Below are 14,696 nucleotides of genomic sequence, written 5' to 3'. Positions count from 1 at the left end.
TTCAAAAGTGAGCCGCTGTAAAAGCGGAACCAATAGCGGCCATAACCGCAGCAACGGATATGCCCCCAACCTGAAAACCTACTTCTTTTTCTTCGGAACCCGCACCAACCGCGTATCCGAATAAATGTCATGCCAGCCACGTTTCTGCTTGTCGAACAACGACCAGATAAACCCAAGCCCCAGGCACAACCACGAAGCAATCGACACCACAAACCGCAACAACGCCTGCCACAGACTAATCCGCGACCCATCAGCGTTCTGCACCCGCACCCCCCAAACCTGCATCCCCAGGGTCTGCCCCGAGTGCGTCCAGAACTTGGCAAAAAACCCAAACAACACAAAAAACAAAATCGTCGACAACAGCGGATCACCATCCAGCGCGCCAGACTCAGACAGCGCCCGCAGCTTGGCCTCACCGACAAACCCCATCCACACCAGCTTGTAGATGAAGGCCGTGACGATCAGCAGGGCGGTGCACAACAGGAAGTCATAGAACATCGCTGCCAGACGACGGCCCAGGCCTACGGCGGGAAACTCGCCTTGGGGGCTCAGCAGGTGTTTCGACATGGCATGGCTCTCGGCAGGAAAAAAGCCATTTTACGGAAGAACGCCCATAAAAAAGCCCCTGATGTCATATCAGGGGCTTTTTGTCGCAGCAAGGATCAGCCTTCTGCTTGTACTTCGTCGGCTTGCATGCCTTTCTGGCCTTGCACCGCGATGAAGGTCACTTTCTGGCCTTCTTTCAGGCTTTTGAAGCCGTTGCCCTGAATAGCGCGGAAGTGGACGAACAGATCCGGACCGCTTTCTGGAGTGATAAAACCAAACCCTTTTTCGTCGTTAAACCACTTGACGGTACCGCTCTGACGATCAGCCATTTTCTTATTTCCTTGACGCAAAAAAATTAATGACAGCCCCTTTCACATGAAAGAGTACTGGGCTGGGTTGCAGGAAAGTAAGAGACGTCGAACGGGTTGTAGCAAACTTTGGCTACTGCCCAGGTCCAGGTTCAAAGCGACCCATGCAAACACAGTGGGCAAACTCTACGCCAACTAATACAGAAAAAACAAGCCCCGGCAAAACCCCAGGTTTTGCTCGGCCTCGTTACACTTCTGCCCACAATGTGGAACGCGTTTATTCGATAGAATTCGTCACTTGTTATAGGTGACTGAACATAACATTGACTATCGTCAATGCACTTTAATGTGGCGGTTGCGTTACAGATTAGTGCACGTTAACGCAACCGCGTTACTTATAGGAACAGTCAATCAACCACGGTAGTAACGTTGTGGCACGAATGGCATTTTACTTACACGTAGTGGCACCTTTTTCCCACGTACCAACGCAGATACTTCGGTATCCAGTGCGATGAAAGCGCTGTCCAGATAACCCATGGCCAGCGGGCCGCCCAGGCTCGGGCCAAAACCGCCGCTGCAGACGCTGCCGATCACGGTGCCGTGTTCGTCGACGATTTCTGCGCCTTCACGGACCGGCGTGCGTTCCTGTGGCAACAGGCCTACGCGTTTGCGGCTGACGCCGGTTTGTTGCTGGGTGAAGATCGCATCGGCGCCCGGGAAGCCACCGGCGCGTGCGCCATCAGCACGACGGGCCTTGGAAATTGCCCACAACAGGCTGGCTTCAATCGGCGTGGTCTCGGTGTTCATGTCATGGCCATAAAGGCACAGGCCGGCTTCCAGGCGCAGGGAGTCGCGGGCGCCCAGGCCGATGGCCTGTACTTCGGTTTCGGCCAGCAGGCTGCGGGCCAGGGCCTCGGCGTTCGCGGCCGGTACCGAGATTTCGAAGCCGTCTTCGCCTGTGTAGCCCGAGCGGCTGACGTAACAATCCACGCCCAGCAGGCGGGTCGGTGCGAATTGCATGAAGGTCATGTGCTTGACCTCCGGCGCCAGGCGCGCCAGCACGCTGACGGCAGCCGGGCCTTGCAGGGCCAGCAGGGCGCGTTCCTCGAACAGTGGCTCGATGGTGCACTGGTCACCGATGTGCTGGCGCAGGTGGGCCAGGTCCTGGTCCTTGCAGGCGGCGTTCACCACCAGGAACAGTTCGTCGTTACCCAGGTTGGCGACCATCAGGTCATCCAGGATGCCGCCTTGCTCGTTGGTGAACATCGCATAACGCTGCATGCCCACCGGCAGGTCGATGATGTCCACCGGCACCAGGGTTTCCAGGGCCTTGGCGGCACCGGCACCGGCGCCGGTCAGGCGGATCTGGCCCATGTGCGACACATCGAACAACCCGGCTTGTTCACGGGTGTGCAGGTGTTCTTTCATCACGCCCAGCGGGTATTGCACCGGCATGTCGTAGCCGGCGAAGGGCACCATGCGCGCGCCCAGTTCGATGTGCAGGGCGTGCAACGGGGTTTTCAACAGGGTTTCGGTGGACATATTCAGCTCCTGAAAAACGTGCGGACGCGCTTGTAGGCGTCAGCACTCGATAATGTTGACCGCCAAACCGCCACGGGCGGTTTCCTTGTATTTGCTTTTCATGTCGGCGCCGGTCTGGCGCATGGTGCGGATGACCTTGTCGAGGGACACGAAGTGTTGCCCGTCGCCGCGCAGGGCCATGCGCACCGCATTGATGGCCTTGACCGAACCCATGGCGTTGCGCTCGATGCAGGGCACCTGCACCAAGCCGCCGATGGGGTCGCAGGTCAGGCCGAGGTTGTGTTCCATACCGATCTCGGCGGCGTTTTCTACCTGGGAAACCGTACCGCCCAACACTTCACACAGGGCGCCGGCGGCCATGGAGCAGGCCACGCCGACTTCTCCCTGGCAGCCGACTTCGGCGCCGGAGATCGAGGCGTTTTCCTTGTACAGAATGCCGATGGCCGCGGCGGTGAGCAGGAAGCGCACCACTCCGTCTTCGCTGGCCCCCGGGATAAAGCGCATGTAGTAGTGCAACACCGCCGGCACAATCCCGGCCGCACCGTTGGTGGGCGCCGTCACCACGCGCCCGCCATTGGCGTTTTCTTCGTTGACCGCCAGGGCGTAGAGGTTGACCCAGTCCAGCACCGACAACGGGTCGCGCAGCGCCGATTCCGGGTGCTTGCACAGTTGGCGATGCAACGCGGCGGCGCGGCGCTTGACCTTCAGCCCTCCGGGCAAAATCCCTTCGTTGCGACAGCCCGCGTCCACGCAGTCCTGCATCACCTGCCAGATCTTCAACAGGCCGGCGCGGGTTTCCGCTTCCGGGCGCCAGGCGCTTTCATTGGTCAGCATCACCTGGCTGATGGACAGCCCATAGGTGGCGCAATGGCCGAGCAAGTCCTTGGCACTTTTGAACGGGAACGTCAGGGGCGTGGCGTCTTCGACAATCCGGTCGTGGCCGGCGGCGTCTTCATCCACCACAAACCCGCCGCCCACCGAGTAGTACTCGCGGCTGCGAATCTGCAAGCCGGCGGCGTCGAAGGCGCGGAAGATCATGCCGTTGGGATGATAGGGCAGGGGTTTGCGAATCATCGCCAGGTGTTCTTTCTCGTTGAACGCAATGCTGTGTTCGCCGAGCAGGTTCAAGCGTGCGTTGCCGCGAATTTCCAACAGGCGGGCGGCAACGGTTTCGGTGTTCACGGTATCCGGGTGCTCGCCTTCCAGGCCCAACAATACGGCCTTGTCACTGCCGTGGCCTTTGCCGGTGGCGCCGAGTGAGCCGTAGAGCTCCACCTTGACGCAGGTGGTGGCGCCCAGCAGGTTGTCGCGCTTCAGTCCCTCGACGAATCGAGCGGCAGCGCGCATCGGGCCGACGGTGTGAGAGCTGGAGGGGCCGATGCCAATCTTGAACAGGTCGAACACGCTTAAAGACATGGTTGTTCTCCGGTTTCTTATTATTTATCGGATGTACGCGGTCCAATGTGGGAGCGGGCTTGCTCGCGAAAGCGGTGGGTCAGTCACCAGATGTATCAACTGACACTCCGCATTCGCGAGCAAGCCCGCTCCCACATCAGGTTACGCGTAGCTCTCGATCGACGGGCACGCGCACACCAGGTTGCGATCGCCAAACACGTTGTCGACCCGGCCAACCGGCGGCCAGTACTTGGCTTCGATCAACGACGCCACCGGGTACACCGCTTGCTCGCGGCTGTATGGGTGGCTCCATTCGCCAACCAGTTCCGCAGCAGTGTGTGGTGCGTTCTTCAGCGGGTTGTCGTCCTTGTCCAGCGAGCCATTTTCCACCGCGCGAATCTCTTCGCGGATGGCGATCATCGCGTCGCAGAAGCGGTCCAGTTCTTCCCTGGATTCGCTTTCGGTCGGCTCGATCATCAGGGTGCCGGCCACCGGGAACGACATGGTCGGCGCATGGAAACCAAAGTCGATCAGACGCTTGGCCACGTCATCCACGCTGATGCCGCTGCTGTCTTTCAACGGGCGCAGGTCGAGGATGCATTCGTGGGCCACCAGGCCGTTGCTGCCGGTGTACAGCACCGGGTAGTGCTCTTCCAGGCGACGGGAAATGTAGTTGGCATTCAAAATCGCCAACTGCGAAGCGCGCTTGAGGCCTGCGCCGCCCATCATGCTGATGTACATCCAGGTGATCGGCAGGATGCTCGCGCTGCCGAACGGTGCGGCGCACACCGCGCCTTCCTTGCGTTCCATCGCGGCATGGCCGGGCAGGAACGGCGTCAGGTGGGATTTGACGCCAATCGGGCCGACGCCCGGGCCGCCACCACCGTGGGGAATGCAGAAGGTCTTGTGCAGGTTCAGGTGGGATACATCGCCGCCGAACTTGCCCGGGGCGCAGAGGCCGACCATCGCGTTCATGTTGGCGCCGTCGATGTACACCTGGCCGCCGTTGTCGTGAATGATCCCGCAGATTTCGCGGATGCCTTCTTCGAACACGCCGTGGGTGGACGGGTAGGTGATCATCAGCGCAGCGAGGTGCTCGCGGTGCTCGATAGCCTTGGCACGCAGGTCTTCGATGTCGACGTTACCGCGTGCATCGCAGGCGGTGACCACCACGCGCATGCCGGCCATGTTGGCGGTGGCCGGGTTGGTGCCATGGGCCGACGACGGGATCAGGCAGATGTCTCGGCGTTCTTCGCCACGGCTCTGGTGATAGGCACGGATGGCCAGCAGGCCGGCGTATTCGCCCTGGGAACCGGCGTTCGGTTGCAGGGAAATCGCGTCGTAACCGGTGGCCGCGCAGAGCATGGCTTCCAGTTCGGTCGTCAGTTGCTGGTAGCCGGCGCTTTGCGAGGCCGGGGCGAACGGGTGCAGGGCACCGAACTCGGCCCAGGTCACCGGGATCATTTCGCTGGCGGCGTTGAGCTTCATGGTGCACGAGCCCAGCGGGATCATGGTGCGATCCAGGGCCAGGTCCTTGTCGGCCAGTTTGCGCAGGTAGCGCATCAGCTCGGTTTCGGAGTGGTAACGGTTGAACACCGGGTGGCTGAGAATTGGCGACTGGCGCAGCAGCGCGGCCGGCAGGGTGCTTTCAACGCTGGCAGCCAATGCGGCGAAGTCCGGCAGGGCTTTACCGCCGGCGAACACGCTCCACAGGGTTTCGATGTCGGCTTGGGAGGTGGTTTCGTCCACCGACAGGCCAACGCGTTCGCCGTCGACCACACGCAGGTTGATGCGCTGGGCGCGAGCCTTGTCGTGCAGGGCAGCAGTTTGCGCGCCGGTCTTGATGGTCAGGGTGTCGAAGAAGTTGGCTTGTTCAACCGCCAGGCCCAATGCGCCCAAGCCTTTGGCGAAGATCGCGGTCAGGTGGTGAATGCGGTTGGCAATCTGGGTCAGGCCTTTCGGGCCGTGGTACACGGCGTACATGCTGGCAATGTTGGCCAACAGCACTTGGGCGGTGCAGATGTTGCTGGTGGCCTTCTCGCGGCGGATATGTTGCTCGCGGGTCTGCATGGCCAGGCGCAGGGCCGGCTTGCCGAAACGGTCCACGGAGACGCCGACCAGACGGCCCGGCATGTCGCGCTTGAACGCATCCTTGGTGGAGAAGTACGCCGCATGCGGGCCACCGAAGCCCAGCGGCACGCCGAAGCGTTGCGCGCTGCCGATGGCCACGTCGGCGCCGAACTCACCCGGCGGGGTCAGCAGGGTCAGGGCCAGCAGGTCGGCGGCCACGGCCACCAGTGCGTTGGCGGCGTGGAAGCGCTCGGTCAGTTCGCGGTAGTCGAACACGTCACCGTTGCTGGCCGGGTATTGCAGCAGGGCGCCGAAGAAGGCGCTGACGTCGGTCAGTTCACGCTCGTCGCCCACCACCACGTCGATGCCCAGCGGCTCGGCACGGGTGCGCAATACGTCGAGGGTTTGCGGGTGGCTGTGCACGGAGGCGAAGAACGCGTTGCTGCCTTTGTTCTTGCTCAGGCGTTTGCAGAAGGTCATGGCTTCGGCAGCGGCGGTGGCTTCGTCCAACAGCGAGGCGTTGGCGATCGGCAGGCCGGTGAGGTCGCTGATCAGCGTCTGGAAGTTCAGCAACGACTCCAGGCGGCCCTGGGAAATCTCCGGCTGATACGGCGTGTAGGCGGTGTACCAGGCCGGGTTTTCCAGCAGGTTGCGCAGGATCGGCGACGGTGTGTGGCAGTTGTAGTAGCCCTGGCCGATGTAGGTCTTGAACAGCTCGTTCTTGGCGGCGATCGCCTTGATCGAAGCCAGTGCGTCGGCCTCGCTCAAGCCATCGCTCAGGCCCAGTACGGCGGTGCCCTTGATGCTCTCCGGGATCACGCTGGCGCTCAGGGCTTCCAGGGAATCAAAGCCCAGGGTGGCGAGCATGTGTTGCTCGTCGTCCTGGCGCGGGCCGATGTGGCGGGCGATGAATTCGTTGGCGGTGGTCAGATTAGTCATGGCGCGCTCCTCAGGCTTCAGCGTTGGCTTTGATCAGGCGGTCATACGCATCCTGATCCAACAGCTTAGCTACTGCGTCGGCATCAGCCGGTTTAAAGCGGAAGAACCAGCCTTCGCCCATCGGGTCTTCGTTGACCAGCTCGGGGCTGCCGTCCAGCTTGTCGTTTACTTCGAGGACTTCGCCGTCCAGTGGCATGTATACGCCGCTGGCGGCCTTGACCGATTCAACGGTGGAGGCTTCTGCCCCTTTGTCGTAGGACTGCAGCTCAGGCAGTTGCACGAAAACCACATCACCCAGCGCGTTCTGCGCAAAAGCGGTAATGCCCACGGTCACACTGCCGTCGGCTTCGGCGCGCAGCCATTCGTGATCTTCAGTAAAGCGCAACTCGCTCATGGAAACTCCTCAGGGCCAGATTCGTCTGGTGGACGGGATTGAAATAATGGGGAGTTGCTTAGCAAAATTGCGGCCAATGTTTTTTTATCGTTATAAAACAATTGGTTACTGATTATGGCAGGTGATGTTCGGAAGGTGACTGTAGCGATATCGCTACAGCTGGACGGGTGAAAAAAAGCCTATGAGGATCAAAGCCTTGCATGGCGATGCCTGGGACGGTGTGTATTGATATCGTTCCACTGTAGCGCTTTCAGTACAGGCGGAGGTCGCTTTTGAGGGCGCCGTAGATCAAATGTGGGAGCGGGCTTGCTCGCGAAAGCGGTATGTCAGTGCCGAATGTATTGACTGACCCAACGCATTCGCGAGCAAGCCCGCTCCCACATGTTGATCGCGTGCAGTCAGTCAGGGCTTGTTGGGAATGCCGTACTTGCGCAAGCGGTGGGCAATGGCGGTGTGGGAGGTTTGCAGGCGGCTGGCCAGCTGGCGAGTGGACGGGTAACTGGTATACAGCTTCTCCAGCAACCCGCGCTCGAAGTCTTCCACCGCCTGCTCCAGGCTGTCGACTTCACCATCGTTCTGCCGCGCCACCGAGGTGCCGGCGATGTCCAGGTCGCCGATGTCCACCAGGCTGCTTTCGCAAATGGCCGCGGCGCGGAAGATCACGTTCTGCAACTGGCGCACGTTGCCCGGCCAGCGGTTGCCCAGCAGCGCCGGGTAGGTGCCCGGCGCCAGGCGGCAGACCGGGCGCTGGATCTGCGCGCAGGCCTGCTGCATGAAGTAGCGGGCCAGCAGCAGGATGTCCTGGCCGCGCTCGCGCAGGGGCGGCACTTCGACGTTGAGCACGTTGAGGCGGTAGAACAGGTCTTCGCGGAAGGTGCCTTCGCTGACCATCTTTTCCAGGTCGCGGTGGGTGGCGCTGAGGATCCGCACATTGACCTTCACCTCACGGTCGCCGCCCACCCGGCGGAAGCTGCCGTCGTTGAGAAACCGCAGCAGCTTGGCCTGCAAGTACGGTGACATCTCGCCGATCTCGTCGAGGAACACCGTGCCCTGGTTCGCCAGTTCCATCAGCCCCGGCTTGCCGCCGCGCTGGGCACCGGTGAAGGCGCCGGGGGCGTAGCCGAACAGTTCGCTCTCGGCCAGGTTCTCCGGCAGCGCCGCGCAGTTCAGGGCCAGGAACGGCGCGCTGTGGCGTGCGCTGATGGCGTGGCAGGCACGGGCCACCAGCTCCTTGCCGGTGCCGGTCTCGCCCTGGATCAACAACGGTGCATCCAGCGCCGCCACCCGTTGCGCCCGCGCCTTGAGGGTGCGGATCGCCGGGGACTCGCCCAACAACGCGTCGAAACCTTCGGCGTGGTCATGGTGCAGCGCCGACAGTTGTTCGCCGATGCGGTTGGGTTGGTACAGGGTCAGCAGGGCGCCGGCGTCGGTGATCGGCGTGGCGTCCAGCAGCAGGGTCTGGCCGTTGACGCTGATTTCCCGCAGGGCCAGGCGAAAGCCGTGTTCCAGCAGGGTGGCCAGCAGGGTTGGGTCGTCGAACAGTTCGTTGATGCTTTCCCCGGCGGGTTCGCGACCGTACAAGGCGATCAGCGCCGGGTTGGCCAGCAGGATCTTGCCGGCGCTGTCCAGGGCCAGTACCGGGTCGGTCATGGCGGCGAGCAGGGCGTCGAGTTGCAGGTGCTGGCGCTGGCCGGGGAGGATGTCGACCACGGTCACGGCTTGCACGCCGCGCACGCTGAACAGTGCATCACGCAGCTCTTCCAGTACCTCGGCACTCAAGGTTGGCGCGTCGATGTAGACGTTGGGCGGAACCATTTCCACCGCATCCAGGTTCAGATTGCGCCCACCGAGCAAGGCCAGGACTTCCTGGGTGATGCCGACGCGGTCGATGAAGCTGACGTGGATACGCATGGGGCTGTTTTGGGTTCTGGCGAGCGAGAGGTGGCAAGTATGCCTTGGAGAAGATGGAGATCAAAATGTGGGAGCGAGCAAGCCCGCTCCCACATTTGATGGTAGGTGCCTGGGAAATCGGGTTATTCGAGGTGTTCGGGTTTGACCGGATCCCCAGGCTTCACATCCAGCTGATGCCGCACATCCTCAAACATCAAATCGTACTGCTTGTGCATCTGGCCATTGAGCACGGCAATCTTCGGCATGCCGTACTTCTGCGCGATGTTCATCGCCTGCCGGGCGAAGTCGAACGACTGGTCCTTGGGCAGGAAGAACTCTTCCTTGAGCTCCTTGCCCTGCACCGTGCCGTGCATCTTGAAGAGCATTCCCTTGCCTTCCTTTGGGTCCTGGCTGACTTCGTAGTCGATGCACAGGTTGTAGCTGTAGTCATCCTTGTTCAGCGCGTGGCGTTCGATGTGCAGGTGACCAGGTTCAAAGGTAGCCATAGGCGTTTCTCCTCTACTTCACAGGTAGGTGATGCCAGGTTTTGCGGTACTGATGCGGGTGCCGGCGCTGCCCTGGACAATCGCTTCGATGTCCGAGAGTGAACCGATCACTGCGGTTTTGCCAGTCTGGCGGGCGAACTCGCAGGCGGCCTGGACCTTGGGCCCCATGGAGCCGGCGGCGAAGCCGAGCTTTTCGATTTCGTCCGGGTGCGCCTGGCCGATGGCTTTCTGGGTGGGCTTGCCGAAGTCGATAAAGGCGGCATTGACGTCGGTGGCGATCACCAGCAAATCGGCGTCCAGTTGTCCGGCCAGCAAGGATGAGCACAGGTCTTTGTCGATCACGGCTTCAATGCCCTTGAGCTTGCCGTCTTCGCCATACATCGTCGGAATCCCGCCGCCGCCGGCGCAGATCACTATGCTGCCTTTTTCCAGCAGCCACTGGATCGGGCGGATTTCAAAGATCCGCTTTGGCCGTGGGCTGGCCACCACGCGGCGGTACTTGTCGCCATCGGGGGCAATCGCCCAGCCTTTTTCAGCGGCCAGTTTTTCCGCTTCGGCTTTGGAGTACACCGGGCCGATGGGTTTGGTCGGGTGCTGGAAGGCCGGGTCCTTGGCGTCGACTTCGACCTGGGTCAGCAGCGTGGCGAACGGCACTTCGAAGTCCAGCAGGTTGCCCAGTTCCTGTTCGATGATGTAGCCGATCATGCCTTCGGTTTCGGCTCCCAACACATCCAGCGGGTAAGGTGAAACCTGGGTGTAGGCGGCAGCCTGCAGCGACAGCAGGCCCACTTGCGGGCCATTGCCGTGGGCAATCACCAGCTCGTTGCCTTTGTGGATCTTGGCGATCTGTTCGGTGGCGATGCGGATATTGGCCCGTTGATTGTCTGCGGTCATGGGTTCACCACGGCGCAGAAGGGCGTTGCCGCCCAGTGCAACGACGATACGCATATAAGGTTGTCCTTCCAGAATCCAGCGTTGTGAACACCGGGCCAAATGTGGGAGCGGGCTTGCTCGCGAAAGCGGTGTGTCGGTGAAAAATATAGCGACTGGCACGCCGCCTTCGCGAGCAAGCCCGCTCCCACATTTTGGACCTCGTATCAAAAGTGGGAGCGGTATTGGTTTAGATATCCGCCAGCGCCGACACCAGGATCGCCTTGATGGTGTGCATGCGGTTTTCCGCCTGCTCAAAGGCGATGTTGGCCGGGGACTCAAACACTTCTTCGGTCACTTCCACGCCATTGGCCAGGTTCGGATAACGCGCGGCGATGTCCTTGCCGACCTTGGTTTCGCTGTTGTGGAACGCCGGCAGGCAGTGCATGAATTTCACGCGGGGATTGCCCGAGGCCTTCATCATCTTGGCGTTGACCTGGTACGGCAGCAGTTGCTCGATGCGCTCGTCCCACGCTTCCACCGGTTCGCCCATGGACACCCAGATATCGGTGTGGATGAAGTCCACGCCTTTCACCGCTTCCTTCGGGTCTTCGGTGATGGTGATGCGCGCGCCGCTTTCCTCGGCGAATGCCTGGCACTGCTTGATGAAGTCAGCATGGGGCCACAGGGCTTTCGGTGCGCCGATGCGCACGTCCATGCCCAGCTTGGCGCCGATCATCAGCAGCGAGTTGCCCATGTTGTAGCGGGCGTCGCCCAGGTAGGCGTAGCTGATGTCATGCAGCGGCTTGTCGCTGTGCTCGCGCATGGTCAGGGTGTCGGCGATCATCTGGGTGGGGTGGAATTCGGCGGTCAGGCCGTTGAACACCGGCACCCCGGCGAACTTGGCCAGCTCTTCGACGATTTCCTGTTCAAAGCCACGGTACTCGATGGCATCGAACATCCGGCCGAGGACGCGGGCGGTGTCTTTCATGCTTTCTTTGTGGCCGATCTGCGACGACACCGGGTCGATGTAGGTGACGTGGGCACCCTGGTCATGGGCCGCCACTTCGAACGCGCAACGGGTGCGGGTCGAGGTTTTTTCGAAGATCAGCGCGATGTTTTTGCCCTTCAGGTGCGGACGCTCGGTGCCGGTGTATTTGGCGCGCTTGAGGTCGCGGGACAGGTCCAGCAGGTAGTGCAGCTCGCGAGTGGTGTGGTGCATCAGCGACAGCAGGCTGCGGTTGCGCATATTAAAAGCCATGGTGGATCTCCTTCTGTTTAGGTTATCCCCCTGGCCGGCGCCTTATGAGCGGCGGCCAGGGTTTGAATATCAGTAGTCGATTGGGTCGCGAATGATCGGGCAGGTCATGCAGTGGCCGCCGCCACGGCCACGGCCGAGTTCACCGGCGCTGATGGTGATGACTTCCACACCGGCCTTGCGCAGCAAGGTGTTGGTGTAGGTGTTGCGGTCGTAGCCGATCACCACGCCAGGCTCCACGGCCACTACGTTGTTGCCGTCATCCCACTGCTCGCGCTCGGCGGCGAAGCTGTTGCCGCCGGTTTCCACCACACGCAGGGCCTTGAGGTTCAGGGCGGCGGCGACGGTGTCGAGGAAGTTGGTTTTTTCGCGCTGGATGTCGATGCCGCCGGGCTTGGTCTCGTCCGGGCGCAGGGTGAAAGCGACGATCTGGTTGACCACTTCCGGGAAGATCGTGACCAGGTCGCGGTCGCAGAAGCTGAACACGGTGTCGAGGTGCATCGCCGCGCGGGATTTCGGCAGGCCGGCGACGATCACACGCTCCACGGCCTTGTGCTTGAACAGGTTCAGGGCGAGTTGGCCGATGGCCTGGCGCGAGGAACGCTCGCCCATGCCGATCAACACCACGCCGTTACCAATCGGCATCACGTCGCCGCCTTCCAGGGTGGCGTTGCCGTGTTCCTGGTCAGGGTCGCCGTACCACACCTGGAAGTCCGCGTTGGTGAACTCGGGGTGGAATTTGTAGATGGCGCTGGCCAGCAGGGTTTCCTGGCGTCGCGCCGGCCAGTACATCGGGTTCAGCGTCACGCCACCGTAGATCCAGCAGGTGGTGTCGCGGGTGAACTGGGTGTTGGGCAGCGGCGGCAGGATGAAGCTTGAGTGGCCGAGGAAATCGCGGAACATCTCGATGGTCTTGCCACCGAAACTGCTTGGCAGGTCATCGGCCGACACGCCACCGATCAGGTACTCGGCGACCTTGCGCGGCTCCAGGCTGCGCAGCCACGAGCTGACCTCATTGACCAGCCCCAGGCCCACCTGGTTGGCGGTGATCTTGCGCTCCAGGATCCAGTCCAGCGCTTCGGGGATGGCGACGATGTCGGTCAGCAGGTTGTGCATTTCCAGCACATCGATGTCGCGCTCGCGCATCTTGGTCACGAAGTCGAAGTGGTCGCGCTTGGCCTGGGCTACCCACAGCACGTCATCGAACAGCAGTTCATCGCAGTTGTTTGGGGTCAGCCGCTGGTGGGCCAAACCTGGGGAGCACACCATGACTTTGCGCAGTTTGCCGGCTTCGGAATGTACGCCGTACTTCACTTTTTCCGTGGTCATTACAGATCCTCCAGTGAACAATGATTACAGGGTCAGGAAGCCGGAGTAGAGGCCATAGCCCGCCACGAGGGCGCCTATGACGACTGCGGCGAAAATCAGCTTCTCGACGTTGGTGAAAATCGGTTTGCCCAGTTCATGCTTGGCCATGGCGAACAGGATCACGCCAGGGGCGTAGAGCAGGGCGGACAGCAACAGGTACTTGGTGCCACCGGCGTACAGCAGCCAGACCGCGTAGATCAACGCGATGGCGCCGATCAGCAGGTCTTTCCTGCGTTCGCCCGGGGCGCTTTCATAGGTTTCACCGCGCACCGCCAGCAGCAGTGCATAGGCCGCCGACCACAGGTAAGGCACCAGGATCATCGAGGTGGCGAGGTAGATCAGCGACAGGTAAGTGCTGGCCGAGAACAGCGTGATCACCAGGAAAATCTGCACCATGGCGTTGGTCAGCCACAGGGCGTTGGCCGGCACGTGGTTGGCGTTTTCCTTACGCAGGAACTCCGGCATGGTGTGGTCCTTGGCGGCGGCGAACATGATCTCCGCACACAGCAGCACCCACGACAGCAGCGCCCCCAGCAAGGAAATGATCAAGCCGACGCTGATCAATACCGCGCCCCAGTGACCCACCACGTGCTCCAGCACGGCGGCCATCGACGGGTTTTGCAGCTTGGCCAATTCCGGTTGGGTCATGATCCCCAGGGACAGCACGTTCACCAGCATCAGGAACAGCAGCACGGTGATAAAACCAATCACCGTGGCCTTTCCGACGTCGGAGCGTTTTTCGGCTCGGGACGAGAAGATGCTCGCACCCTCAATGCCGATGAACACCCAGACGGTGACCAGCATCATGTTGCGCACTTGGTTCATCACGCTGCCCAGGTCCGGGTTTTTCACGCCCCAGATGTCGGCGGTGAAGATGTCCAGCTTGAACGCGAAGAGCGCGATCAACACAAACAGCACCAGTGGCACCACCTTGGCGATGGTGGTCACCAGGTTGATGAACGCGGCTTCCTTGATCCCGCGCAGTACCAGGAAGTGCACGGCCCACAGCAGCACCGACGCGCCGATCACCGCCGCCGGGGTGTTGCCTTCGCCGAAGATTGGGAAGAAGTAACCGAGGGTGCTGAACAGCAGCACGAAATAGCCGACGTTGCCCAACCAGGCACTGATCCAGTAACCCCAGGCGGATGAGAAACCCATGTAGTCGCCAAACCCGGCCTTGGCGTAGGCATAGACCCCGCCGTCGAGGTCGGGCTTGCGATTGGCCAGGGTCTGGAACACGAACGCCAGGGTCAACATGCCCACCGCGGTGATCACCCAACCAATCAGTACCGCGCCGACATCGGCGCTGGCCGCCATGTTTTGCGGCAGTGAGAAGATCCCGCCACCAATCATTGAACCCACGACAAGTGCAACCAGTGCGCCGAGTCGAAGTTTTCCGGGAGATTCAGACATCGCATGACTCCAATGCAGGAGAAGAGAGACCACAGAATAAATCCGTGCGCTAATCAAACAGCTGACTCAGATCACTTCATTGGCACATTCCATTGTGAATTAATGACTTATGATGAAAGGTACGGGCGCTCAAGTGCCTCGCAGAGGCTCGTCGTAGAGCGGTTCTGCGTTTCAAACAACAGGTTTTCTCATTAGCA

At 61.2% G+C, this 14,696-nt stretch carries 12 protein-coding genes; all 12 read right to left on the bottom strand.

Annotated features, from left to right (window positions below):
- Positions 1–78: 78 nt before the first annotated feature.
- Complete coding sequence (locus HX817_RS01230) at positions 79–567, bottom strand: RDD family protein (RefSeq protein ID WP_003220044.1); 489 nt, start codon at positions 565–567, stop codon at positions 79–81.
- Positions 568–662: 95 nt separating this feature from the next.
- Entirely contained in the window at positions 663–875 is a 213-nt protein-coding gene (locus tag HX817_RS01225; protein ID WP_003220045.1) for a cold-shock protein, read from the bottom strand.
- A gap of 390 nt (positions 876–1,265) precedes the next feature.
- Positions 1,266–2,396 carry a glycine cleavage system aminomethyltransferase GcvT gene (gcvT, locus tag HX817_RS01220; RefSeq protein WP_177039669.1) on the bottom strand — a complete coding sequence of 377 codons (1,131 nt, stop codon included), beginning with the start codon at positions 2,394–2,396 and terminating at the stop codon, positions 1,266–1,268.
- A 39-nt stretch (positions 2,397–2,435) separates the two neighbouring features.
- Positions 2,436–3,812: an L-serine ammonia-lyase gene (locus tag HX817_RS01215; protein WP_003220047.1), complete on the bottom strand. Its 1,377-nt coding sequence runs from the start codon at positions 3,810–3,812 to the stop codon at positions 2,436–2,438.
- A gap of 141 nt (positions 3,813–3,953) precedes the next feature.
- Positions 3,954–6,800 (bottom strand): aminomethyl-transferring glycine dehydrogenase, encoded by a 2,847-nt coding sequence (gene gcvP / locus HX817_RS01210; protein WP_102369778.1) that lies wholly within the window; start codon positions 6,798–6,800, stop codon positions 3,954–3,956.
- 10 nt (positions 6,801–6,810) lie between these two features.
- Positions 6,811–7,194, bottom strand: a complete 384-nt coding sequence (gene gcvH / locus HX817_RS01205) for a glycine cleavage system protein GcvH (RefSeq protein WP_003220049.1) — start codon at positions 7,192–7,194, stop codon at positions 6,811–6,813.
- Positions 7,195–7,596: 402 nt separating this feature from the next.
- Positions 7,597–9,105 carry a sigma-54-dependent transcriptional regulator gene (locus HX817_RS01200; protein ID WP_087692648.1) on the bottom strand — a complete coding sequence of 503 codons (1,509 nt, stop codon included), beginning with the start codon at positions 9,103–9,105 and terminating at the stop codon, positions 7,597–7,599.
- Between the two features lie 122 nt (positions 9,106–9,227).
- Positions 9,228–9,590: a DUF5064 family protein gene (locus HX817_RS01195; protein WP_003220051.1), complete on the bottom strand. Its 363-nt coding sequence runs from the start codon at positions 9,588–9,590 to the stop codon at positions 9,228–9,230.
- 18 nt (positions 9,591–9,608) lie between these two features.
- A complete protein-coding gene (gene arcC, locus HX817_RS01190) occupies positions 9,609–10,538 on the bottom strand; it encodes a carbamate kinase (RefSeq protein ID WP_177036757.1) in 930 nt (309 codons plus the stop codon).
- 172 nt (positions 10,539–10,710) lie between these two features.
- The gene (locus HX817_RS01185; RefSeq protein ID WP_003220053.1) at positions 10,711–11,721 is read right to left on the bottom strand and encodes an ornithine carbamoyltransferase; all 1,011 of its coding nucleotides are present in this window, start codon (positions 11,719–11,721) and stop codon (positions 10,711–10,713) included.
- A gap of 69 nt (positions 11,722–11,790) precedes the next feature.
- Entirely contained in the window at positions 11,791–13,047 is a 1,257-nt protein-coding gene (gene arcA / locus HX817_RS01180) for an arginine deiminase (protein ID WP_003220054.1), read from the bottom strand.
- Between the two features lie 24 nt (positions 13,048–13,071).
- Entirely contained in the window at positions 13,072–14,499 is a 1,428-nt protein-coding gene (gene arcD / locus HX817_RS01175) for an arginine-ornithine antiporter (RefSeq protein ID WP_003220056.1), read from the bottom strand.
- Between the last annotated feature and the right edge of the window lie 197 nt (positions 14,500–14,696).

It is taken from the genome of Pseudomonas sp. C6002, from assembly GCF_013385805.1.
Taxonomy (GTDB): Bacteria; Pseudomonadota; Gammaproteobacteria; order Pseudomonadales; family Pseudomonadaceae; genus Aquipseudomonas.
This window is presented reverse-complemented; position numbering and strand designations above follow the sequence as displayed.